The 23,081-nt window shown below is 64.7% G+C and carries 21 protein-coding genes; 17 read left to right on the plus strand and 4 right to left on the minus strand.

The window, feature by feature from the left end; translation table 11 throughout:
* The first annotated feature begins 84 nt into the window (after positions 1 to 84).
* From IVB41_RS03035 to IVB41_RS03055, 5 genes are all read left to right on the plus strand, one after another.
* Complete coding sequence (locus tag IVB41_RS03035; protein WP_247404783.1) at positions 85 to 1,056, plus strand: aliphatic sulfonate ABC transporter substrate-binding protein; 972 nt, start codon at positions 85 to 87, stop codon at positions 1,054 to 1,056.
* Between the two features lie 264 nt (positions 1,057 to 1,320).
* Positions 1,321 to 2,166, plus strand: a complete 846-nt coding sequence (locus tag IVB41_RS03040) for an ABC transporter permease (protein WP_247404779.1) — start codon at positions 1,321 to 1,323, stop codon at positions 2,164 to 2,166.
* Between the two features lie 4 nt (positions 2,167 to 2,170).
* Positions 2,171 to 2,956, plus strand: coding sequence for an ABC transporter ATP-binding protein (locus tag IVB41_RS03045; protein ID WP_027566044.1), 786 nt, complete (start codon positions 2,171 to 2,173; stop codon positions 2,954 to 2,956).
* Between the two features lie 69 nt (positions 2,957 to 3,025).
* Positions 3,026 to 3,535: an OsmC family protein gene (locus tag IVB41_RS03050; protein ID WP_027566043.1), complete on the plus strand. Its 510-nt coding sequence runs from the start codon at positions 3,026 to 3,028 to the stop codon at positions 3,533 to 3,535.
* A gap of 71 nt (positions 3,536 to 3,606) precedes the next feature.
* Entirely contained in the window at positions 3,607 to 4,404 is a 798-nt protein-coding gene (locus IVB41_RS03055; protein WP_247285194.1) for a hypothetical protein, read from the plus strand.
* A gap of 105 nt (positions 4,405 to 4,509) precedes the next feature.
* Here IVB41_RS03055 and mutS read toward each other — a convergent pair whose 3' ends face one another.
* Positions 4,510 to 7,248: a DNA mismatch repair protein MutS gene (mutS, locus tag IVB41_RS03060; RefSeq protein WP_247426534.1), complete on the minus strand. Its 2,739-nt coding sequence runs from the start codon at positions 7,246 to 7,248 to the stop codon at positions 4,510 to 4,512.
* Between the two features lie 216 nt (positions 7,249 to 7,464).
* Between mutS and pcaF the strand changes: the two genes are divergently transcribed.
* The 6 genes from pcaF (at position 7,465) to IVB41_RS03090 (ending at position 14,142) form a co-directional block, all read left to right on the plus strand.
* Positions 7,465 to 8,673 (plus strand): 3-oxoadipyl-CoA thiolase, encoded by a 1,209-nt coding sequence (gene pcaF, locus IVB41_RS03065; protein ID WP_027566040.1) that lies wholly within the window; start codon positions 7,465 to 7,467, stop codon positions 8,671 to 8,673.
* 154 nt (positions 8,674 to 8,827) lie between these two features.
* The gene (locus IVB41_RS03070) at positions 8,828 to 9,721 is read left to right on the plus strand and encodes a dioxygenase (RefSeq protein ID WP_247426537.1); all 894 of its coding nucleotides are present in this window, start codon (positions 8,828 to 8,830) and stop codon (positions 9,719 to 9,721) included.
* Between the two features lie 93 nt (positions 9,722 to 9,814).
* Positions 9,815 to 10,516 (plus strand): protocatechuate 3,4-dioxygenase subunit beta, encoded by a 702-nt coding sequence (pcaH, locus tag IVB41_RS03075; protein WP_247285197.1) that lies wholly within the window; start codon positions 9,815 to 9,817, stop codon positions 10,514 to 10,516.
* Positions 10,517 to 11,107: a protocatechuate 3,4-dioxygenase subunit alpha gene (gene pcaG, locus IVB41_RS03080; protein WP_027566037.1), complete on the plus strand. Its 591-nt coding sequence runs from the start codon at positions 10,517 to 10,519 to the stop codon at positions 11,105 to 11,107.
* Positions 11,108 to 11,313: 206 nt separating this feature from the next.
* Positions 11,314 to 13,005, plus strand: coding sequence for a methyl-accepting chemotaxis protein (locus tag IVB41_RS03085; RefSeq protein ID WP_247426544.1), 1,692 nt, complete (start codon positions 11,314 to 11,316; stop codon positions 13,003 to 13,005).
* A gap of 48 nt (positions 13,006 to 13,053) precedes the next feature.
* A complete protein-coding gene (locus tag IVB41_RS03090) occupies positions 13,054 to 14,142 on the plus strand; it encodes an ecdysteroid 22-kinase family protein (RefSeq protein ID WP_247426547.1) in 1,089 nt (362 codons plus the stop codon).
* Between the two features lie 17 nt (positions 14,143 to 14,159).
* Here IVB41_RS03090 and IVB41_RS03095 read toward each other — a convergent pair whose 3' ends face one another.
* From IVB41_RS03095 to IVB41_RS03105, 3 genes are read right to left on the minus strand one after another with little or no spacing between them, the layout of a single operon-like run.
* Positions 14,160 to 15,716 (minus strand): MDR family MFS transporter, encoded by a 1,557-nt coding sequence (locus IVB41_RS03095; protein WP_027566034.1) that lies wholly within the window; start codon positions 15,714 to 15,716, stop codon positions 14,160 to 14,162.
* 16 nt (positions 15,717 to 15,732) lie between these two features.
* Complete coding sequence (locus IVB41_RS03100) at positions 15,733 to 16,908, minus strand: HlyD family secretion protein (RefSeq protein WP_247357511.1); 1,176 nt, start codon at positions 16,906 to 16,908, stop codon at positions 15,733 to 15,735.
* Positions 16,901 to 17,383 (minus strand): MarR family winged helix-turn-helix transcriptional regulator, encoded by a 483-nt coding sequence (locus IVB41_RS03105; RefSeq protein ID WP_007598134.1) that lies wholly within the window; start codon positions 17,381 to 17,383, stop codon positions 16,901 to 16,903. The genes IVB41_RS03100 and IVB41_RS03105 overlap by 8 nt, the downstream gene beginning before the upstream one ends.
* 157 nt (positions 17,384 to 17,540) lie before the next feature.
* Here IVB41_RS03105 and IVB41_RS03110 point away from each other — a divergent pair, with 157 nt between their 5' ends.
* The 6 genes from IVB41_RS03110 (at position 17,541) to IVB41_RS03135 (ending at position 23,080) form a co-directional block, all read left to right on the plus strand.
* On the plus strand, positions 17,541 to 18,035 hold the full coding sequence (locus tag IVB41_RS03110; protein WP_247426550.1) for a Fur family transcriptional regulator: 495 nt from the start codon (positions 17,541 to 17,543) through the stop codon (positions 18,033 to 18,035).
* Between the two features lie 36 nt (positions 18,036 to 18,071).
* Positions 18,072 to 19,025, plus strand: coding sequence for a DMT family transporter (locus tag IVB41_RS03115; protein ID WP_247426553.1), 954 nt, complete (start codon positions 18,072 to 18,074; stop codon positions 19,023 to 19,025).
* Between the two features lie 12 nt (positions 19,026 to 19,037).
* Positions 19,038 to 20,321, plus strand: coding sequence for a flavodoxin-dependent (E)-4-hydroxy-3-methylbut-2-enyl-diphosphate synthase (gene ispG / locus IVB41_RS03120; RefSeq protein WP_247331812.1), 1,284 nt, complete (start codon positions 19,038 to 19,040; stop codon positions 20,319 to 20,321).
* 156 nt (positions 20,322 to 20,477) lie between these two features.
* Positions 20,478 to 21,374 (plus strand): TauD/TfdA family dioxygenase, encoded by an 897-nt coding sequence (locus IVB41_RS03125; protein WP_247426559.1) that lies wholly within the window; start codon positions 20,478 to 20,480, stop codon positions 21,372 to 21,374.
* Between the two features lie 11 nt (positions 21,375 to 21,385).
* The gene (locus IVB41_RS03130) at positions 21,386 to 21,679 is read left to right on the plus strand and encodes an NTF2 fold immunity protein (RefSeq protein WP_247285204.1); all 294 of its coding nucleotides are present in this window, start codon (positions 21,386 to 21,388) and stop codon (positions 21,677 to 21,679) included.
* Between the two features lie 63 nt (positions 21,680 to 21,742).
* Entirely contained in the window at positions 21,743 to 23,080 is a 1,338-nt protein-coding gene (locus tag IVB41_RS03135) for a Rieske 2Fe-2S domain-containing protein (protein ID WP_247426562.1), read from the plus strand.
* Position 23,081 lies beyond the last annotated feature (1 nt).

Genomic DNA, 23,081 nt, shown 5'->3' on the forward strand with positions numbered 1-23,081 from the left:
CGGCGCGCTTTCGAGGGATGGATTTTCTCGTTGACCTCTAGATATAACTCATTGAAAAACAATGAAGTTTTGAGGAGGCCGGGCATGATCAGGATTACACGACGCATACTGTTGGCGGGAGCGGTCGCTCTCGCCATGTCCCCCGTGGCGCGGGCGGCGGATCCGCTCAAGGAAATCCGTATCGACTGGGCGACCTATAATCCGGTGTCGATGGTCCTGAAGCAGAAGGGGCTCCTGGAAAAAGAGTTCGCCAAGGACGGCATCACCGTCACCTGGGTGCAGTCGGCCGGCTCCAACAAGGCGCTCGAATTCCTCAACGCCGGTTCGATCGACTTCGGCTCGACCGCGGGCTCGGCGGCGCTGGTCGCCCGTATCAACGGCAACCCGATCAAGTCGATCTACGTCTATTCGCGGCCCGAATGGACGGCGTTGGTGACATCAAAGGATTCCAAGATCGCTAATGTCGTCGACCTCAAGGGCAAGCGCGTCGCGGTAACGCGCGGCACCGATCCGCACATCTTCCTAGTGCGCGCATTGCTTGGCGCAGGTCTCACCGAAAAGGACATCACGCCGGTGCTGCTCCAGCACGCCGACGGCAAGACCGCGCTGATCCGCGGCGACGTCGATGCGTGGGCCGGGCTCGATCCGATGATGGCGCAGGCCGAGGTCGAGGAGGGCGCGAAACTGTTCTACCGCAAGGCCGACGCCAACACTTGGGGCATCCTCAATGTGCGCGAGCAGTTTTTGAAAGACTATCCGGACGCCGCCCGCCGCGTGCTCGCGGTGTACGAAGAGGCGCGCAAATACTCGCTGGCGAATTACGACGAGCTCAAGAAGACCTTCATTGCCGTGACCAAGCTGCCGGAACCTGTCGTCGACAAGCAGCTCAAGGAGCGCACCGAGCTGACCCACAGCCGCATCGGCGCGCCCCAGCGCGAGTCGATCCTCGCCGCAGGCCTCGCCCTGCAACAGGCCGGCGTGGTCGATGCCAAGGTCGATGTGAAGGCGACGCTCGATGCTCTGATCGATGACCAGGTCCCGCTGCCGACGAATTAAGGTGCTCTTTCCCTCCCCCCTTGTGGGGGAGGGTGCCTCGCGAAGCGAGGCGGGTGAGGGGTATCTTTCCTCACGATCGGTATTGCGAGCCGAGAGAACCCCTCATCCGGCGCCATAGCCGCCGCGAAGCGTCGGCGTTCTTTTAAGGACGGCGGCTGAAGGTCGCCTATGCCACGTTCTCCCACAAGGGGAGAAGGGAAAAGCAGCGGAGGGCGCGGCAAGAGTAGTGTTGCATTCCCTGACGAGACGCGCTTCCTACCGGCCATGATCTCTGAGGCGCCAGTCCTGCAACAGACCACGGAACCGGCCGAAAGCGCCGCCGCGCCTTCGTGGTTGTCGCGTTATGCGCGTCCATTGCTGGGTGTGTTGCTGCCGCTGACCCTCGCGCTCGGTTGGGAGTTCCTGGTCTGGCGCGGCTGGTCCAATGGCCGGCTGGTGCCGCCGCCCTCGCGCGTGTTCGCCACCATCGTTGATCTTGCCCGCTCCGGCGAGTTGGTCCGTCACATCGCCGCGACACTGTGGCGCGTTGGTCTTGGCTTTGCGTTCGGCGTGGTCGCGGGCACCTTGCTCGGCGCCATATCCGGCTATTGGTCGCTGGCGCGGCGGCTGCTCGATCCGACTGTGCAGGCGCTGCGCGCTATCCCCTCGCTGGCCTGGGTGCCGCTGTTCATTCTCTGGCTCGGCATCTTCGAGACCTCGAAGATCGCGCTGATCGCGGTCGGCGTGTTCTTCCCGGTCTATCTCGGCGTGATGGGTGCGATCCTCATCGTAGATCGCAAGATCGTCGAGGTCGGTCGCACCTTCCGTCTCTCTGGACCTGCCATGATCCGGCGGATCCTGCTGCCTGCGGTGCTGCCGGCCTATGTCGTGTCCTTGCGCGTCGGTCTTGGTCTGGGCTGGATGTTCGTGGTGGCGGCCGAGCTGATCGGCGCGTCCGAAGGCCTCGGCTATCTCCTGCTCGACGGCCAGCAGCTCGGCAAGCCCGCGCAGATCCTCGCCGCCATCGTGATCTTCGCGATCCTCGGCAAGCTCACGGACTGGCTGATCGAGATCGCGGCTGCGCCCTTCCTGCGCTGGCAGGACGCCTTCGGGCGTACGGTGGGAGCATAAGGCGATGCTGGCGCTCGACCGGGTCAGCAAGACCTATCCCAACGGCGTGCAGGCGCTGGCGCGCTTCTCCGCCGAGATCAGGCAAGGCGAGATCGTCGCCATCATCGGCGGCTCGGGCTGCGGCAAGTCCACGCTGCTGCGCGCCATCGCCGGCCTCGACCGCGCAAGCTCGGGCGCGGTGACGCTCGACAACGAGGCGATCGCCGCGCCGCATGCCAAGATCGGCATCATCTTCCAGGAGCCGCGGCTGCTGCCCTGGCTCAGCGTCGCCGATAATATCGGCTTCGGTCTTGCCGATGGGCCCGCGACCGAGCGGCGTGAAAAGGTGGCGCGTGCGCTCGAGCGTGTCGGGCTGGCCGAAAAGGCGCAGGCGTGGCCGCGCGAGCTCTCGGGCGGGCAGGCACAGCGCGTCGCGATCGCCCGCGCGCTGGTGCCGCAGCCCGAGGTGCTCTTGCTCGACGAGCCGTTCTCGGCGCTCGACGCTTTCACCCGCCGCGACCTCCAGGATCATCTGCTCGATCTCTGGGCCGACACGCGGCCGACGCTCATCCTCGTCACGCATGACGTCGACGAGGCCGTGGTGCTGGCCGACCGCGTGCTGGTGATGCGGCCGCGGCCGGGCCGGCTGTTCGACCAGATCGAGATCAATCTCGGCCGGCCGCGCGACCGCAATTCGCCGCTGTTCGAGAATTTCAAGCGGAGTGTGCTGACGTCACTCGACCGTTCGCTCGACCGCAGCGTGCCCGACCGTGACGCAACCCAGGGTCCCGGTCAGGCCATGTGGTGGTGACAATTTCTCTCTGAGCCTGTACATCGCGATCCGGTACTTTGTAGAGGCAATTTTCCCGGGAGAGACAAAATGGACGCCGCAGCACTGCGCCAGATGCAGGCCCCGATCAAGGAGCGCTACAAGACTGACCCCAAGACCGCGATGATCACGTTGAAGGCCAAGGGCTCGACCGACAGCGAGGGCATCGCCTGCAAGGTCGAGACCGGCCGCGCCATCGCAATGGCCGGCCTGCATCCCGCGACCGGCGGCTCCGGCCTGGAGCTTTGCTCCGGCGACATGCTGCTGGAGGCGCTGGTCGCCTGCGCCGGCGTCACGCTGAAATCGGTCGCGACCGCCATCGAGGTGCCCTTGAAGACCGGCAACGTCTACGCCGAGGGCGATCTCGATTTCCGCGGCACGCTCGGCGTCGACAAGGAGACGCCGGTCGGCTTCGCCGAGATACGCCTGCGCTTCGACGTCGACACTGATGCGCCGCAAGACAAGCTCGACCTGCTGCTCAAGCTCACCGAGCGCTATTGCGTGGTCTATCAGACCATCAAGAACGGCCCGAAGGTCTCGGTGTCGATGCAGCGGATGTAGCGAGCGAAGGCCGCTCGCTCGCCCAACAATTCGTGTCGTCTCGGCGAAGCCCGGGACGACAAAAGAAAAAAATGTCCCCCGAGCTCCACTTCATCCTCATCCTCGTTCTGCGCATGATGGTCGCGGCGGCGTTCGTCGTGACGGCTTCGATCATCACCGAGCGCTCAGGGCCGGTGATCGGCGCGCTGGTCGCGACCTTGCCGGTTTCGGCCGGACCATCCTACGTCTTCCTCGCGCTCGACCACGATGCCGCCTTCATCGCGCAGGGCGCACTGTCGAGCTTGCCGGTCAATGCAGCGACGATCTTCATGTGCGTTACCTATGTGGTGCTGGCACAGCGGCGCAGCCTTCTGGTGAGTTGCGGAAGCGCGGTCGCGGTCTGGATCGTGTTCGCATCGATCATCAAGCAGTTCGACTGGTCGCTCACCGCCGGGCTCGCCGCCAATCTGATCGCGTTCGGCATCTGCATTCCGCTGCTCGCGGGCTATCGCCACGTGAAGATGCCGCTGGTGACGCGGCGTTGGTATGACGTGCCGATGCGGGCATTGCTGGTGGCGACGCTCGTCGCCATCGTCGTCTCGACATCGAGTTCGGTCGGCCCCCGCATCAGCGGCATCATCGCGCTCTACCCGGTCGTGTTCACCAGCATCATGGTGATCCTGCATCCGCGCATCGGCGGCCCTCCGACTGCTGCGGTGCTGGCCAACTCCGCCTGGGGTCTGCTCGGATTCGGCATGGCAATCGCGGTGTTGCACGTCGGCGCCGCCAATTTCGGCTCCGCGATCGGGCTCTGCATGGGGCTTGCGACCTGCGTCGTTTGGAATCTGACGCTGTGGTGGAACGGGCGAAGGAAGCGATTGGCGCACTAGGCTCGTCATTGCGAGGAGCGAAGCGACGAAGCAATCCAGACTGCCGCCGCGAAGAGATTCTGGATTGCTCCGCTCCGCTCGCAATCACGATTGCGGAAGGACCGCTCACTGCTTCGGCAGCTTGGCCTTCAACGCATACAGCGCATCGAGCGCTTCGCGCGGCGACATCTCGTCCGGATGCAGTGCCTTCACCGCGTCCATCAGCAGTTCGGCCTCGCTCAGCGGGGCGGCTTCTGCGGCGGCGCGCGAGGGCACTGCGAACAGCGGCAGATCGTCGGCGAGCGCGCGCGCGGTCTGACCGCGATCCTGGGCTTCCAGCTTCGCCAGCACCGATTTCGCGCGCGTGATCACGGCCGGCGGCAGGCCCGCGAGCTTGGCGACCTGGATGCCGTAAGAGCGATCGGCCGAACCCGGCAACACCTCGTGCAGAAACACGACGTTGCCCTGCCATTCCTTCACCCGCACGGTCGCGTTGAACATCCGCGGCAGTTTTGCGGAGAGGGCGGTCAGTTCGTGGTAATGCGTCGCGAACAGCGTGCGGCAACGATTGCTCTCGTGCAGGTGCTCGATCGCGGCCCAGGCGATCGAGAGGCCGTCGAAGGTCGCGGTGCCGCGGCCGATTTCATCGAGGATCACGAGCGCGCGCTCGCCGGCCTGGTTCAGGATCGCGGCCGTCTCGACCATCTCGACCATGAAGGTGGAGCGGCCGCGGGCGAGATCGTCGGCGGCGCCGACACGCGAGAACAGGCGGTCGATGATGCCGATCCGCGCCCGTGTCGCCGGCACGAAGCTGCCGATCTGGGCAAGCAACGCAATCAGCGCGTTCTGGCGCAGGAAGGTCGACTTACCGGCCATGTTCGGACCGGTCAGCAGCCAGAGCTGGCCGGATTTTTGCGCAGGGCCCGGCGAGAGGTCGCAGGCATTGGCGATGAACGGCTCGCCATTGCGCTTCAAGGCCTGCTCGACCACCGGATGACGGCCGGCCTCGATGGCAAAGCCGAGAGACGAGTCCACCTCGGGCCGCACATAGGTCTCGTCGATCGCCAGCTTGGCAAGCGACGTCGCGACGTCGAGCAGCGCAAAGGCGTGGGCGGCGGCGCGCAGCTCCTCGCTGATTGCCAACGCCTTGGTGCAGAGCCGCTCGAAAATTTCGAGCTCGAGCCCGAGTGCGCGGTCGCCGGCATTGGCGATCTTGGCTTCGATCTCCCCCAGTTCCGAGGTGGTGAAGCGGACCTGGCCGGCCAGCGTCTGGCGGTGGATGAAAGTCGCGTTCAGCGGCGCCGACATCAGCTTGTCGCCGTGCTGCGCGGTAACTTCGACGAAATAGCCGAGCACGTTGTTGTGCCGGATCTTGAGACCCTTCACCCCCGTGTCGTCGGCGTAGCGCGCCTGCATCGAGGCCACCACCAGGCGCGAGGCGTCGCGCAGGTTTCGCGTTTCGTCCAGCGCAGGCTCATAGCCCTGGCGAACGAACCCGCCGTCGCGCTTGATGAGCGGCAGTTGATCGTCGAGCGCCCGGGCGAATTCCGCCGCGAGCTCGCGCGATGGCCTTTGCAGCGCCGCCATCACCGCGGCGATCTCCTGCGGTGGCTGGTCGAGTTCGCCAAGCCGCGTCAGCACCTGGTCGGCGGCGATGATGCCGTCGCGCAGGCCGGCGAGGTCGCGCGGCCCGCCGCGGCCGACCGATATACGGGCCAGCGCCCGCGACATGTCGGGGGCGCCGCGCAGGATGCTGCGGATGTCCTCGCGCGCGGCCGAGTCGGCAACGAAGCTGCCGACGGCATCGAGCCGCCGCGCAATCGCCGCCGCATCGGTCAGCGGCGCGGCAAGCCGCTGCGCCAGCAGGCGCGAACCGGCCGAGGTCACCGTGCAGTCGATCGCATCGAGCAGCGAGCCGCGGCGTTCTCCGGTCAGCGTCCGCGTCAGTTCGAGATTGGCGCGAGTGGCGGGATCAATCGCCATGGTCGCACCCGAGGCTTCACGCGCTGGCGGCGACAGCGGCGGATGCTTGCCGACCTGGGTGCGGTCAACATAGGTGACGGCAGCGGCGGCAGCAGTGGCTTCCAGCCGCGTGAGCCGCGACAGTCCGTCCATGGTCGCGACGGCAAAATAGTCGCACAGCCGCTTCTCGGCGGTGGCGCCGTCGAAGACGTCGCGGGTCAGCGGCGTCACCGCCGGCAGCTCGCGCAGGGTCTGTCCGAGCTCGCTATCGTTATAGAGTGCGTCGGTGACGATCACCTCGTTCGGATTGATGCGCGCGAGCGTGGCGGCGAGTTCGCCGCCCGAACATTCCGTCACCATGAATTCGGCGGTCGAGATGTCGATCCAGGCGAGGCCAAAGCGGTCACCGCCCGCCGATGAGCGCGCGCGCGCGAGCGCCAGCAGGTAATTGTTGGCGCGCGCGTCGAGCAGCGTGTCCTCGGTCAGCGTGCCCGGCGTGACCAGGCGCACCACGCCGCGGCGCACGACGCTCTTGTTGCCGCGCGCCCTGGCGGCGGCGGGATCCTCGGTCTGCTCGCACACTGCGACCCGGTGGCCGCCGGCGATCAGCCGGTGCAGATAATCCTCGGAGCGCTCGACCGGCACGCCGCACATCGGGATATCGGCGCCTTGATGTTTGCCGCGCTTGGTCAGCACGATGCCGAGTGTCTTGGAGGCGATCTCTGCGTCCTCGAAGAACAGCTCGTAAAAGTCGCCCATCCGGTAGAACAGCAAGAGGCCCTGATGCGCCGCCTTGATTTCAAGGTACTGTTCCATCATCGGCGTGACGCGCGCGGCGGCTTCCGCCTGCGGGGCGGCCGCTTCGTCGGGGAGCGGCACTGGGATCGGCTGTTGCATCGTCATGGGCGGCGCAACCTACAAAATTTCACCCCGCGCTCCTATCGCTTTGGCCGGGGAGGGGAGGTTTTCCACGTTGTCCGCACCGCGGCATGCGCAACTCGCGTGCGCACCCCTCGGAACACGGGCGTATCGGTCAATTGACCTGCCGCGGGCGCCCTCCTAAAACTCCGTCGACATTGAAGAATTTAGGCCGGATCGCGGCATTCAGGGAGAACAACGATGCGTGACGTCTTTATCTGCGATGCCGTGCGGACCCCCATCGGCCGTTTTGGCGGCTCGCTCGCCAAGGTGCGTGCCGACGACTTGGCTGCGGCCCCGATCAAGGCTCTGATGGCCAAGCACCCCAATCTCGATTGGGCACAGGTTGACGAGGTCTTCTTCGGCTGTGCCAACCAGGCCGGCGAGGACAACCGCAACGTTGCACGCATGGCGCTGCTGCTTGCGGGCCTGCCGGATTCGGTTCCGGGCCAGACCCTGAACCGGCTCTGTGCCTCCGGCCTCGATGCGGTCGGTGCCGCCGGCCGCGCCATCCGTTCCGGCGAGATCGAGCTTGCGATTGCCGGCGGCGTCGAATCCATGACGCGCGCGCCCTTCGTGATGGGCAAGGCGCAGGAAGCGTTCTCGCGCTCGGCTGAGATCTTCGACACCACGATCGGCTGGCGCTTCATCAATCCGCTGCTGAAGGCGCAGTATGGCGTCGACGCGATGCCCGAGACCGGCGAGAACGTCGCCGAGGAATTCCAGGTCTCGCGCGCCGATCAGGACGCCTTCGCGATCCGCTCGCAGCAGCGCGCGGGCGCCGCGATCGCGGCCGGCTATTTCGCGGAGGAAATCACCCCGATCACCATTCCCGGCGGCAAGGCCGGCCCTGTGACCGTCGACAAGGACGAGCACCCGCGCCCCGAGACCACGCTCGAAGCCCTGACGAAGCTCAGGCCGATCGTGCGCAATCCCGGCACGGTGACCGCCGGCAACGCCTCCGGCGTCAATGACGGCGCTGCCGCGATGATCCTGGCGTCCGAGGCTGCCGTGAAGAAGCACGGCCTGACGCCGCGCGCGCGCATCCTCGGCCTCGCCTCGGCCGGCGTGCCGCCGCGCATCATGGGCATCGGCCCGGTGCCGGCCACCCGCAAGCTGATGGAGCGTCTCGGCAAGAAGATCAGCGATTTCGACCTGATCGAACTCAACGAAGCCTTTGCCTCGCAGGGTATCGCCTGCATGCGCCAGCTCGGCGTGGCCGACGATGCCGACTTCGTCAATCCGCATGGCGGTGCGATCGCACTCGGTCATCCCCTCGGCATGAGCGGCGCGCGCCTTGCGCTCACCGCCGTGCATGGCATGGAGAAGCGCGGCGGCAAGCTGGCGCTCGCCACCATGTGCGTCGGCGTCGGCCAGGGCGTGGCCGTTGCGATCGAGAAGCTGAACTGACCGGACGGGTAGCGTTCCGTCATCCCGGAGCCGGGTGCCCCAGACTCGTCATGGCCGGGCTTGTCCCGGGCATCCACGTTCTTGGTGCCGCGAGAAGAAGGTCGTGGATGGCCGGGACAAGCCCGGCCATGACGCAAGGTGAGGGGAGCATCCCATGATCATCGCGCGCGAGCAGGACGTCACGGCCGCGGCATTGGCGGTGATGGAGCAGACGTCCGATCCCCGGCTGCGCCAGATCATGGTCTCCCTGGTCAAGCATCTGCACGGTTTTGTTCGCGACGTTCGCCTGACCGAGAAGGAATTCCGCGACGCCACGGCTGTGATCGCGGAACTCGGCAAGCTCTCGACCGACACGCATAACGAGGTCGTGCTGATGGCAGGCTCGCTCGGCATCTCGCCGCTGGTGTGCCTGCTGAACAATGGCGATGAAGGCAACACGGAAACCGACCAGTCGCTGCTCGGACCGTTCTGGCGATTGAACTCGCCACGGGTGGAGAATGGCGGTTCGATCGTCCGCTCCGAGACACCGGGCGCGCCGCTGTTCGTCAACGGCCGCGTCGTGGACAAGGACGGTCGCCCCGTCGCCGGCGCCGAGGTCGACGTCTGGCACGCGTCGCCGGTTGGTCTGTATGAAAATCAGGACCCCGAGCAGGCCGACATGAACCTGCGCGGCAAGTTTACGACCGACCAGGACGGAGCCTTCTCTTTCTGCTCCGTGATGATGGTCGGCTATCCCATTCCGACCGAGGGCGTGGTCGGCCGCCTCCTGGAGGCGCAGAGCAGGCACCCCTATCGTCCCGCGCACCTGCACGCCCTGGTCTTCAAGCCCGGATTCAAGGTGCTGATCTCGCAGGTCTACGACCCCGCCGATCCGCATATCGATAGCGACGTGCAGTTCGGCGTGACGAAGGCACTGGTCGGCAAGTTCCTGCGCCATGACACGCCACATCCGACCGAGCGCGACGTCGCTACGCCCTGGTATTCGCTCGACCATGTCTACCGGCTCGAAGCCGGCGAGGCCGTGCTGCCGCGTCCGCCGATCAAATAGGGGCTCAAACCTGCTTCCCCAAATTAGTTATATCCTATAATGATTGGCGGAAGCGTAGACCGGTCGGAAAAGGGCCGGGGGAGGAGTTCGCCAATGACATTCATCTATCCCGTCGACAGCAACACGGCGCATCCGTTGCCGCTGTCGCCCGAGTACAAGAGCTCGATCAAGCGCGCGCCGAACAAGCCATTGATCCCGATGCGCCATACGCTGTCGGAGCTGACCGGCCCGGTCTACGGCCACGAGACCGTGCGCAAGGGCGACAACGACCTCACCACCCAACACACCGGCGAGCCGCTCGGCGAACGCATCATTGTGCACGGCCATGTGCGCGACGAGGACGGCCGGGGCGTGCCGAACTCGCTGGTCGAGATCTGGCAGGCGAATTCCTGCGGCCGTTACGTTCACGTCCGCGACCAGCATCCGGCGCCGCTCGATCCGAACTTTACGGGCGCCGGCCGCACCGTGAGCGACGCCGCCGGTTACTATCGCTTTGTCACGATCAAGCCTGGCGCCTATCCCTGGGGCAACCATCACAACGCCTGGCGTCCCGCACACATCCATCTCTCGGTGTTCGGCCATTCCTTCGTCACGCGTCTCGTGACGCAGATGTACTTCCCAGCCGATCCGCTGTTCCCGTTCGATCCGATCTTCAATTCGGTGCCGGACGAAAAGGCGCGGGCGCGGATGGTGTCGTCGTTCGATCTCGAGAACACCCAGCCCGAATGGGCGCTGTGCTACCGCTTTGACATTGTGCTGCGCGGCAAGAACGCCACCCCTATGGAGAACCATTAAGTGCAGGACAATGGGATCACGCCGTCGCAGACCGTCGGCCCGTTCTTCAAATACGGCCTGACGCCGACCGGCGAGTATGCCTGGAACGATGCGTTCACCAACTCGACCCTGACGCCCGACGTCACCGGCGATCGCGTCCGGATCGAGGGCCGCGTGTTCGACGGCGATGGCGTCGTTGTGCCTGATGTCATGCTGGAGATCTGGCAGGCCGACGCGCAGGGGCGCTTTGCCGATCCGCAGGACAAACGCGCGCTGCCGAATGCGAGCTTCCGCGGCTTTGCCCGCTGCGGCACCGACAAGGACGGCAATTATTCCTTTGAAACCATCAAGCCGGGTGCGGTGCCCGATCCCGACGGCAAGCCGCAGGCACCGCATATCCTGCTTGCGGTGTTTGGCCGCGGCATGCTGCGACATCTCTACACCCGCATCTATTTCAGCGACGAGGCCGGCAATGCCGCCGATCCCGTGCTGGCGGTGGTGCCGGCCGACCGCCGCGCCACGCTGACCGCCGTGCGCGAGGCCGGCAAGCCGGTTTACCGGCTCGATCTGCGGCTTCAGGGCGACAACGAGACGGTGTTTTTCGACGTCTGATCCCAGCCTCGTCCCGGACAGGCGGAGCGCCGATCCGGGACGACAGCGGAGGACGGGCCTGATTTCGCTGCCCGAAACCGTTCACCTGACGCCGTTTCCCGTATTTTTCCGGAGTTCGTGCGATGCAATTTCCGCGGGATGCAATCCCGTGTTTACCGTAATCCTTTAGGGTCCGTGGGATTCAGCGCGGCCCATTGGATTGTTCCATGAAAATTCGCCTTTCGCTTTCTTCCGCAATCATTGCTTTCGGCATCGTTCTGGCGATCGGTTTCACCGCCGTGGTCTCCACCAGCCTTTACGCCTTGAAAGAGCTCAAGGTCGGCGGCCCGCTCTATTCCGACATCAAGCTCGGCAATGATCTCATCGCCGACATCCTGCCGCCGCCGGAATATGTGATCGAGGCCTATCTCGAGGCCACGCTCGCCATGCGCGAGCCCGACCAGCTGGCGGCCCATGGCGAACGCCTGGTCCAGCTTCGCAAGGACTACGACGAGCGCAAGGCATTCTGGGTCACCTCCAGCCTCTCGGCCGACCTGAAAACGGCCCTGGTATCGAAATCCGACGCCGAGGTGCAGAAGTTCTGGAAGCTGTTGTCCGACCAGCTCCTCCCCGCACTCAAGGCCAAGGACACGGCCGCTTCCGAGCGCGCCTACGCGCAGCTCAAGGACGCCTACAGCGCGCACCGCGCCGTCATCGACAGGATCGTCGAGAGCGCCAACAAGCAGAATGCCGACATGGAGAAGCTGGCCGCGGACCGCGACAGCTCCATGCTTTATATCCTCCTCGGCGTCTCCGCCGCCGTCCTCGCCTTCATTGCGGCGGGCCTGCTCGGCGTCGCCCTCGGCGTGATGCGCCCGATCGTGCGCATGACCAGCACGATGCAAAAGCTCGCGACCGGCGATCTCGCCGCCGACATTCCTTTCGCGCACCGGCAGGACGAAGTCGGTTCGATGGCGGGCGCGCTCCTGGTGTTCAAGCAGGCGGCGGTCGAGAATTCCCGGCTGCGCGAGGAGCAGTTGCAGAAGGCGCAGGAGGCGGCGCTCGCCAAGCGCGGCGCCCTGCACCAGATGGCCGAAACCGTCGAGCGCGAGACCGGCCGCTCGGTCGACACCGCGAGCGCCGCGACGCAAGGCGTGGAGCGTGCCGCCTCCAGTTTGTCCGAGATCGCAAGGTCGCTCTCGACACAATCGCAGGCGGTCGCAGCCGCCTCCAACCAGGCTCTCGGCAGCTCGCAGACCGTCTCGGCCGCGGCTGAAGAACTCAGTGCTTCGATCCGCGAGATCGCAACCCAGGTCGCGCGGACCAGCACGGTGACGAAATCGGCGGTCGCCGGTCGGGAACAGGCGCGCTCGACCATCCAGACGCTGGCCGGATCGGTGAAGAAGATCGCAGAGGTCTCCGACCTCATCGGCGGCATCGCCGGCCAGACCAATCTGCTGGCGCTCAACGCCACCATCGAGGCGGCGCGCGCCGGGGAGGCCGGCCGTGGCTTCGCGGTGGTCGCCGCCGAAGTGAAATCCCTCTCCGACCAGACCGCCAAATCCACCGAGGAGATCGCGCGGCTGATTGCCGAGATCCAGGCCTCGACGCAGGCCGCAGTCGATGCCGTCGAAACCATGGGAGGTCACATCGTCGAGATCGACGGCGTTGCCACCTCGGTTGCCGCCGCGATGGAAGAGCAGGACGCGGCGACGCGAGAGATCACGCGGTCGATCTCCGAATCGGCTTCCGCGGCCAAGGAGGTCTCGGCCAAGATCGGTGATGTCAGCCGCGACGCCGCCTCCGTGAACGAGCGCGCCGCGGAGGTCAGACAGGCGATCGCCGGCATGGCGGCCAATCTCGAACAGCTCCGGTCGGTCGTGGTCCGGACGGTGCGCGACTCGACAGCGGCGGCTTGAGTCGGGCGCGGGGTCGGTCGCTGGCGCCTGCGGCCGTGATCGTGCAGTGTGACGCGGGACAGGGGCATCGTGGTTATGACACCTCCACAATTGCCAGCGGTCGTTGAGCCCGCCCAGCTGACGGCTGCGCTGCGCAGGAGTGGCGTACTGGACGCTGGCGCGGTGCGCGAAGTGAAGGTGCTGCATCAGCACCCGGCCATGGTGTCGCAGGTCATCCGCCTTGGGCTGCGCTATGTCGGGGAATCCGCCGGGGCACCGCCCTCCGTCATCCTCAAGATGCCGCATCCGACCTACGCCAAGGCGTTGGCCAATTCCGGTCGGCAGGAAGTGGCCTTCTACACTCATCTTGCGCAGAATATGCCGTCGCAGATCGTGCCGCGCTGCTACGATGGTCATTTCGACGAGGAGAGCCAGGACTGGCATCTGCTGCTCGAAGATCTCACCGACAGCCATGACGTTGCAGCTGACTGGCCATTGCCGCCCTCACGCGATCAGGCGATGGCGATCGTAACGGCGCTCGCCCGCTGGCATGCATCTTGGTGGGACCATCCGGGTCTCGGCGACACCATCGGCACCTGGATGAGCCTTGATGATACGGCGAGTCTGATAGAGACATTCGCCGGCCATTACGACCGCTTCGCCGATTTGCTTGGTGATCGCCTCAGTGAGGAGCGGCGGACCCTGTATCGGCGCTTCATCGACAAGGCCGAGCAACTGTTGCAACGCTACCATTCACATCGCCATGTGACCATCGCTCACGGCGATGCCCATACCTGGAACTTCCTGCTGCCACGCGCGGGCATCGCTGACGCTGTGCGCATTTTCGATTTCGATCATTGGCGCATCAACGTTCCTACCCACGACCTTGCCTATATGATAGCGACGCAATGGTATCCAGAGCGCCGGCAGGCGCTCGAACGCCCGCTGCTCAATCGCTATCACGAGATGCTGATGGCGCACGGTGTCAGCGGCTACACGCGCGGCGCGCTCGACCAGGACTATCGGCGGTCGGTGCTGTGGCACATCACCAAGCCAGTCTGGCAGTGGAGCATCAACATCCCACCGGTGATCTGGTGGAATAATCTGGAGCGGGTGATGATGGCGGTCGAGGATCTGGGCTGCGAGGAGTTTTTGTAACTGCTCGCGTCACAGTGTTACTCCATCACCGCATGTTCCGGCCCGGCCGCCTGCTTGCGCAGGGTGGCCTTGGTCGAGCCGATCAGCAGGGCGAGCGGGATGGTGCAGAGGATGAAGAACATCACCAGCTCGTAGTCGTGCGCGAAGGCGATGATCTGCGCCTGCACGCTGACCATGCGGTCAGCCATGGCACGGCCGGCGTCGGTGGAGAGATTGATCATGCCGCTGACGCTCGGCATCTGGAGCGCGTGGTTGAACGGGTTGATGTGCTCGGACAGGATCGCGTAGGTCCGCCGCGTGCCCTGCGTCAGCTGGGCGATGACGACGGAAATGCCCACCGAGCTCGCGACGTTGCGCATCAGGGTCAGCATCGCGGTGCCGTCGGTGCGCAGTTCGTTCGACAAGGTCAGGAACGCCACCGTCGATAGCGGCACGAAGACGAGGCCGAAGCCGAAGCCCTGGATGACGCTGACGGTCACGATCTCCGGCACCTGGGTCAAATCGGTCCAGCCGGTCATCTGGAACAGCGATCCCGCGGTCAGCGTCAGGCCGGTGATGATCAGCGTGCGGGCCTCGATGTAACGCATCATGCGGCCGACCAGCATCATGGCGAAGAAGGTGCCAAAGCCGCGGCTCGCCAGCAGCAGGCCCGCGGTGATGATGGGATAGCCGATCACGTTCTGCATGTAGGGCGAGGCCAGCGCCATGGTCGAGAACAGCACGAGACCCATCACGACCATGAACATGCAGCCGGTGACGAAGTTGCGATCCCTGAAGAGCGCGAAGCGGATGAACGGCGTCGAGGTCGTGAAGGAGTGCGCGATGAAGAAGTAGAAAGCGACGGCCGAGACGATGAACTCGGCAAGGATCTCACCCGATTCGAGCCAGCCCAATTGCTCGCCGCGGTCGAGCGCGAGCTGAAGCGAGCCGATCGCGACCGCCAGCGCCGCGAAGCCGAACCAGTCGAACCTGAGACTGAGATCCTTCCGGGTCTCGTCCATGAAGATAATCAGCCCGATCACGGTGATGGCGCCGAACGGCAAATTGACGAAGAACACCCAGTGCCAGGAATAAGTCTCGGTCAGCCAGGCGCCGAGCGAGGGACCCATGATCGGCCCCATCATCACGCCCATGCCCCAGATCGACATCGCCTTGGCGCGTTCCTGGAGCGTGTAATAGTCGAGCATCACCGATTGCGACAATGGTACCAGGGCCGCGCCGAACACGCCCTGCAGCAGGCGGAACAGCACCATCTGGTTGATGTCCTGCGCAAGCCCGCACAGCACCGATGCCATGGTGAAGCCGGCCGAGCAGATGATGAAGATGCGCTTGCGGCCGAAGCGGTTGGCGATCCAGCCCACCGGTGCCGTCATGATCGCGGCGGCGACGATGTAGGAGGTCAGCACCCAGTTGATCTGGTCCTGCGAAGCCGACAGCGTGCCCTGCATATAGGGCAGGGCGACGTTGGCGATGGTGGTATCCAGCGCCTGCATGATGGTTGCCGTCATGGCGCAGATCGTCACCATGTTCCGGCGCAGGCCGGGAACCATCAAATGGGCATTGGGGCCGGACATCGGATCAGTCCCTGTCTCAGTCTTTGTCCGAATCTTTGTCTTGGCTCGCGGTCGCCGACAGGCCGAGCAGGCCGGCGAGCGAGCGCCGGTGGCCGGTGTCGATGGTGGCGTAGACGCTCATGCCGGCCTTCAGCTTGCGCACGTATTTGTCGGTCTCGTCGAAATAGATGCGAATCGGCACGCGCTGCACCACCTTGACGAAATTGCCGCTGGCGTTCTGCGGCGGCAGAATCGCGAATTGCGCGCCGGTGCCGGGCGAGAGCGAGCCGATCTTGCCCTTGAAGAGATGGCTCGGAAAGGCATCAACCTCGAGCGTGACCGGCTGTCCTTCGGTGACGTAGGTGAGGTCGCTCTCCTTCGGATTGGCGTCGACCCAGGGATGGGCGACGTCGATGATGGAGAACACCGGCGTGCCGGCGGCGACGTAGCGGCCGAGCTGAATCTGCTCGACTTGTGTAGCCACGCCATCCATCGGCGCGCGCAGCACGGTGTGGTCGAGGTTGCGCTGGGCATCGTCCAGCTTGGCTTTCGCTTGCGCGTAGGCGGGGAATTGCTCAAGCGGCAACTCGGGATTGCCCAGCAACTGGGTCTTGGCATTGGAGAGTTGCTGCTTGATGTATTGCGCCTGCGCGCCGGCGGTCACCAATGCATTCGACGCGTTGTCCAAATCGAGCTGCGAGCCGTAATTGTTCTTCACCAGCGACTGCTTGCGTTCGACGTCGCGCTGCTTCAGGTCCATGCCCTGCTGGGCGAGATTGAGCATGTCGCCGTAGATCTTGATGTTGGCAACGAGATTGTCATAGGTGATGCGGGCTTGGGCGAGTTGCGCTTTGGCTTCTTCCAATGCGTGACGGAACGGAGCGGGGTCGATCTCGAACAGCTCGTCGCCGTGCTTGACGATCTGGCCCTCCTTGACGACGACCTTCTGGATTTTGCCGGAGATATCGGGGGTCACCAGCACTTTCTGCGCGCCGACATAGGCATCGTCGGTGCCGACATAGCGGCCGCCATTGAGATAGAAGGTGAAGCCGGCCACCGCGACGACGATCGGCAGCACGACCAGAAGCAGCACGCGGCGGTAGCGGCGCAGGCCCGCCAGCAGGCGGCGGCGCGGATTGGTGCCGGCTTTCTTGGTGGGCTTGCCGCCGTCGATTTTCTGCTCGGGCTGGAACTTGAGAACCTGATCAGCCATAGCGCTGCTCCTTACGCGCTTGTTCCGCTCCGCTGGTCTGGATCGCGGACCGCACGTTTTCCTTGATTGTTTCGAGTTGGGTGAGGAGGCGGTGGGCGTCCGCCGGAGTGATGCCGTCGAGTGCGTTGGCCGTGAGCTCGGATTTCAGCCCGCTCATCCGCCCGAGCAATTGCCGCCCGGCCTTCTTCAGGTACAGCCGCTTGACGCGGCGATCCGAAGGATCGTTGCGTCGCTCGATCCAGTCGCTGTCGCAGAGCTTGTCGATCAGGCGCGTTAGCGTGATCGGCTGCACCTCGAGAAGCTCGGCGAGTTCCGACTGCTTCATGCCTTCGCTGCGCTCGACCTTGGCCAGCACCGCCCATTGCGCGCGGGTGATGCCGAAGCGCGAGGCTTCCTTGTCGGCATAGACCCGGAGCAGGCGATAGAGCTCGGCGAGCGTAAACAGGAAGTTCTGGTCCACGGGCCCTGGGCTCATGAGCTTGGTCTCCAATAAGCTTGGAATATAATAAGCAAGCTTATGATTATTTAATGGCGGGTTTGCGGGACACTGTCCCGCAGGCCGAGCATGGCTGATGGCCGCATCGCCGGTGCCGCTTTGGGTTCCCCTTTCGAAATGCTAGAACGCCGGTCGCATGACCCTCGCAAAACCGGCATTTCCCGCGCCCGACCACGATCACGGCCGCTGCACCGCGGATGCGCTGGCGCATGCCGAGGCCGTCTGCGGAGAGCGCGCGCAGAAATTCACGCCGATACGCCGCCATGTGCTGGGGGCGCTGCTCTCGAGCCACCGGCCGCTCGGCGCCTATGAGGTGATCGACGAGCTGGCAAAGTCGATGCCGCGGCCGGCGCCGATCACGGTCTATCGTGCTCTCGATTTCTTGATAGCAAACGGCCTCGTGCACCGGATCGAAAGCCGCAACGCCTATCTCGCCTGCGCCGCTCACGACCATGACGCGACCTCGGCGGTGACGTTCCTGATCTGCGAGCGCTGTGGCCTGGTCGGTGAGATTCCGTCGGCTTCCTTCGCCAGGGATCTCAACGCCGCCGCGCGCAGTTCAGGCTTCGCTCCCAAATTGTCCGTGGTGGAAATCACGGGCGTCTGTGCGCATTGTCAGAAAGCTGCATAGAGCAACAACGGCGCAAAGCCGGTTTTTCAGGAAGAAATGTCCTCACCTCAAATCATACCGTCCGCCGGTCGTCCCCTCAGTGCCGGCGCCATCGCCCTGATGCTCATGCTGTGCCTGACCTGGGGATTCAACCAGATCGCGGTGAAACTGGTGCTGCCGGACATCCCGCCGATGCTTCAGGCCACGTTCCGCTCCATGGGCGCGCTGCCGGTGCTGTTCATCATCGGCACCTTGCGCGGCGTTAAATTCTTCGAACGCGACGGCACCTGGAAGCCGGGCGTCATCGCCGGACTGATGTTCGGCATCGAGTTCGTGCTGATCTTTCAGGGCCTGCGTTTCACACCGGCATCGCGGGCGGTCGTGTTCCTCTACACCGCGCCGTTCTTCGTCGCGCTCGGCTCCTACCAGGTGCTCGGCGAGCGACTGGGCGGTACGCAATGGCTGGGGCTGGCCATCAGCTTTGCCGGTGTCGCACTCGCGATCGGTGTGCCGCAGCCCAACGTCGATTCGCATGTTCTGCTCGGCGACCTCATGATCGTCGGCGGCGCCGCGCTGTGGGCGGCGACCACGCTGGTTGCCAAGGGCACCCGGCTGCGCTTCGCGGCGCCCGAGAAGGCACTCGGCTATCAGGTCGCGACCTCGATCCCGATCCTCGGCACGGCCGCCTGGCTGTTCGGGGAGACCATCCCCCACACCCCGTCGATGCTGTCGCTGGGCCTGATGGCCTTCCAGGCGATCTGGGTGGTGGGAACCACGTTCACGCTTTGGTTCGCGCTGGTGAAGACCTATTCGGCCAGCAAATTGTCGGCTTTTACCTTCATCACCCCTTTGTTTGGCGTGGTGGGTAGCTATTTCATCATGCACGACACGCTGAACCTGACATTCGGGGCTGCCGCCGTCCTTGTCATTGCTGGGCTTTTTCTGGTTAACCGTCCCAGTCAATCCGCTGCGGCGCCGCGCGATGCATTGCTGAACGTCACCAAAACCTGATATTTGGACGCCATGAACAAGCTCGAAAACACCATCGATTCCGACATCGCGGGGCCTGCGCCGCGTCATCACACCACCCAGGTCAAGGTCGGCGACGTTGCCGTCGGCGGCGGTGCGCCGATCGTCGTGCAGTCGATGACCAACACCGACACAGCCGATATCGACGGCACCATTGCCCAGGTCGCAGCGCTCGCCCGCGCCGGTTCCGAGCTGGTCCGCATCACCGTCGACCGCGAGGAGGCGGCAGCTGCCGTTCCGCATATCCGCGACGGCCTGCTCAAGCTCGGTCTCACCACGCCCCTGATCGGCGACTTCCACTATATCGGCCACAAGCTGCTCGCGGCCTATCCGGCCTGCGCCGAGGCGCTCGCCAAATATCGCATCAATCCTGGCAATGTCGGCTTCAAGGACAAGCGCGACACCCAGTTCGCCGACATCATCGAGATCGCCAACAAGAACAGCAAGCCGGTCCGCATCGGCGCCAATTGGGGCTCGCTCGACCAGGAGCTGCTGACCAGGCTGATGGATGAGAACACCGCCTCGGCCAATCCGCGCGATGCGCGCGCGGTGATGCGCGAAGCCATGGTGCAGTCGGCGCTGCTCTCGGCGGCACGCGCCGAAGAGCTCGGCATGCCCAAGGACCGCATCATCCTGTCGGCCAAGGTCTCGGCGGTGCAGGATCTGATCGCGGTCTACGAGGTTCTCGCCAGCCGTTCCGATTACGCCATCCATCTCGGCCTCACCGAAGCCGGCATGGGCACCAAGGGCATCGTGGCGTCCTCGGCGGCGCTCGGCATCCTGTTGCAGCAGGGCATCGGCGACACCATCCGGATATCGCTGACGCCGGAGCCCGGCGGCGACCGCACCCGCGAGGTGCAGGTCGGTCAGGAACTCTTGCAGACCATGGGCTTCCGCACCTTCGTGCCCCTCGTTGCGGCGTGCCCCGGCTGCGGCCGCACCACCTCGACCACTTTCCAGGAGCTGGCCCAATCGATCCAGGGTTTCATCCGCGACGAGATGCCGACCTGGAAGACGAAATATCCCGGCGTGGAAGAGCTCAACGTCGCGGTGATGGGCTGCATCGTCAACGGCCCCGGCGAATCCAAGCACGCCAATATCGGCATCTCGCTGCCGGGCACGGGCGAAGCGCCGGCTGCCCCGGTGTTCGTCGACGGCAAGAAGTTCCGCACCCTGCGCGGCCCGACCATCTCCGCCGACTTCAAGGCGCTCGTGATCGACTACATCGAGCAGCGCTACGGCCAAGGCGCCAAGGTGCCGGTGACCGCGGCGGAGTGATTTAGCTCCGCTCGCCGCGCTTTGCGCTGCAATGTAGCCCGGATGGAGCGAAGCGAAATCCGGGGCCCGTCAGATGCTGACAAGCCGTTCCCGGATTGCGCTTCGCTCCATCCGGGCTACCATGCCTCCAATCAATAATGATTGGGAGCAGCGCCCATGAGCTCACTCGCCGGCAAGCAGGGTCCGCGCTATCGCCACGCGGCCGAGGATGGTGCGCCGTATGAAACCATCGCGGTCGAAAAGCTGACCCCCATCATCGGCGCGGAAATCTCCGGCGTCGACATCGGCAAGCTGGTCTCGGACGATACGCGCTCCAACCGCCAGATGGACGAGGTCCATCGCGCGCTCGCCGAAAACCTCGTCATCTTCTTCCGCGACCAGCACATCACGCCACAGCAGCACCTCGCCTTCGGCCGCAAGTTCGGCGAGCTGCATTTCCATCCTGCCGCGCCGCATGAGGATGAAGACCCGGCGCTGATGAAGATCTATGCGGATGCGAATTCGCCGCGCGCCAACGGCGAGGGCTGGCATTCCGATGTCTCCTGCGATCTCGAGCCGCCGATGGGCTCGATCCTCTACATCAAGCAGTGCCCGCCGCGCGGCGGCGACACGCTGTTCGCCAACATGTATGCCGCCTACGAGGCACTATCGGATCGGATGAAGGCCTATCTCGACGGGTTGACCGCGCTACATGACGGCGAGCCGATCTATCGCGGGCTCTACGCCAATTACGGCGTCGCCGACCGTCCGTCCTATCCGAGCGCCGAGCATCCCGTGGTGCGCACGCATCCCGTCACCGGCAAGAAGGCGCTCTACGTCAACCGCGGCTTCACCCGCCACATCAACGGCATCCCGCGCGACGAGAGCGACGCGATGCTCGCCTATCTCTATCAACATGCGGAAAACCCGCTGTTCCAGTGCCGCTTCCGATGGACCGAGAACGCCATCGCGTTCTGGGACAACCGCTGCGCCCAGCACCGCGCGATGTGGGATTACTGGCCGCACACACGCTCGGGGACGCGCGTGACGGTGAAGGGAGAGAGGCCGGTGTGAGAGGCATTTTTGTGGTCGCACTCGTCTTTGTCACGAGCTGCGCGATTGCCGGGGACAAGGTGGCGACCGGCGCTGAAGGCACGGTGGCGACTGCTGATGCGGCCGTCGAGATCGCACGTGCGGCGGCCGTTAACCGCTACGGTGAGGTCGTTATTCGAAGCGAGGAGCCTCTAACCGCTGAGCTCAACCAACGTAACAATTGGATTGTGACAGGCATGTTGCCGCACGGCGCAGTTGGCGGAGTAGTTGAAGTTGAAGTCGCCCGCCGTGACGGCAAAGTTCTTCGGATGGTTCACGGTCAATAACTCAACGTTGACGTCCTCCCGCGCCCGCGCCAATCTCTGCGAAAATAGTCGGGAGAGCCTGCCATGCTCCGCGCCGAGGACAACAAATTCCTGACCGAGGCTGATGCAGGCACCGGCATGGGCGAGCTGCTGCGCCGCTTCTGGATTCCGGTGCTCCTGTCCGAAGAACTCCCTGAGCCCGACGGCGAGCCGAAGAAGATCACTGTGCTCGGCGAGGAGCTGCTCGCCTTCCGCGACACGCGCGGCGTTGTCGGAGTCATCGACCAATACTGCCCGCATCGCGGCGTGAATCTCTGGCTTGGGCGCGTTGAGGAATGCGGTATCCGCTGTGTCTATCACGGTTGGAAGTTCAATACCGACGGCCGGTGCGTCGACATGCCGACCTCCTATCCCGATCTCAACGCCAAGGATCTCATCCGCATCAAATCCTATCCGGCGCGCGAATGGGGCGAGATGATCTGGGCCTATATGGGTCCCGCGGATGCGATGCCCGAGCTGCCCGATCTCGAAATGGCGCTGCTGCCGGCCTCGCACCGCTACGTCAGCAAGAAATGGCAGGACTGCAACTGGGTGCAGGCGCTGGAAGGCTCGATCGACACCGCGCATTTCACCTTCGCCCATCTCTCCTTCGACAAGGAGGAGAACGAGATCCTGGACATCAAGAAGCATTTTGTGAATCCGATCGCGCGGATGTCGAGCGATCACATGCGCTGGATCGCCGAAGACCCGCGTCCCGTGATCAAGATCGCCGCGCACGATGCGGGCCTCACGATCGCTGGCGGGCGGCTCACGGGCCGTGATGACATCTACTGGCGCATCGCGCAGTTCCTGATGCCGTTCCACGCCTATGCCCCGAGCGCGATGCCCGGCGAGAACATCTTTGGCCAGACCTTCGTGCCCGTCACCGACACCGATTGCTGGATCTACACCTATGCCTGGAATCCGGAGCGGCCGCTGACGCAAGCCGAGCGTGACGCCTTTGACCGCGGCAATGGCGTGATCGCGGAGGTCGGCGACAATTACGTGCCGCTGCGCCACAAGGGCAACGACTATCTGATCGACCGCAAGCTGCAGAAGACCAGGAGCTACACCGGCATCAAGGGCGTCTCCGAACAGGACGCGGCCGTGCAGGACAGCCAGGGCCCGATCGCCGACCGCAGCCGCGAGCATCTCGGTCCGACCGATCTCGGTATCATGCATTTCCGGAAAGTCGTGATGGAGCTGGCGCGGGCGCTTCAGCAGGGCGAGCCGCCGCCGCACGCCGTGCATCAGGATCGCTACGCCGTGCGCTCGGGCGCCTGCGTCACCAGCAAGGCCAAGGACCTTTCCGCGGTGATGCTGGAGCGTTTCGGTGACGTCACGGGTTTTGTCGGCCGGCCGCGGACGGCGGCAGCGGAGTAGC

Source organism: Bradyrhizobium sp. 44, assembly GCF_023073095.1.
GTDB lineage: Bacteria > Pseudomonadota > Alphaproteobacteria > Rhizobiales > Xanthobacteraceae > Bradyrhizobium.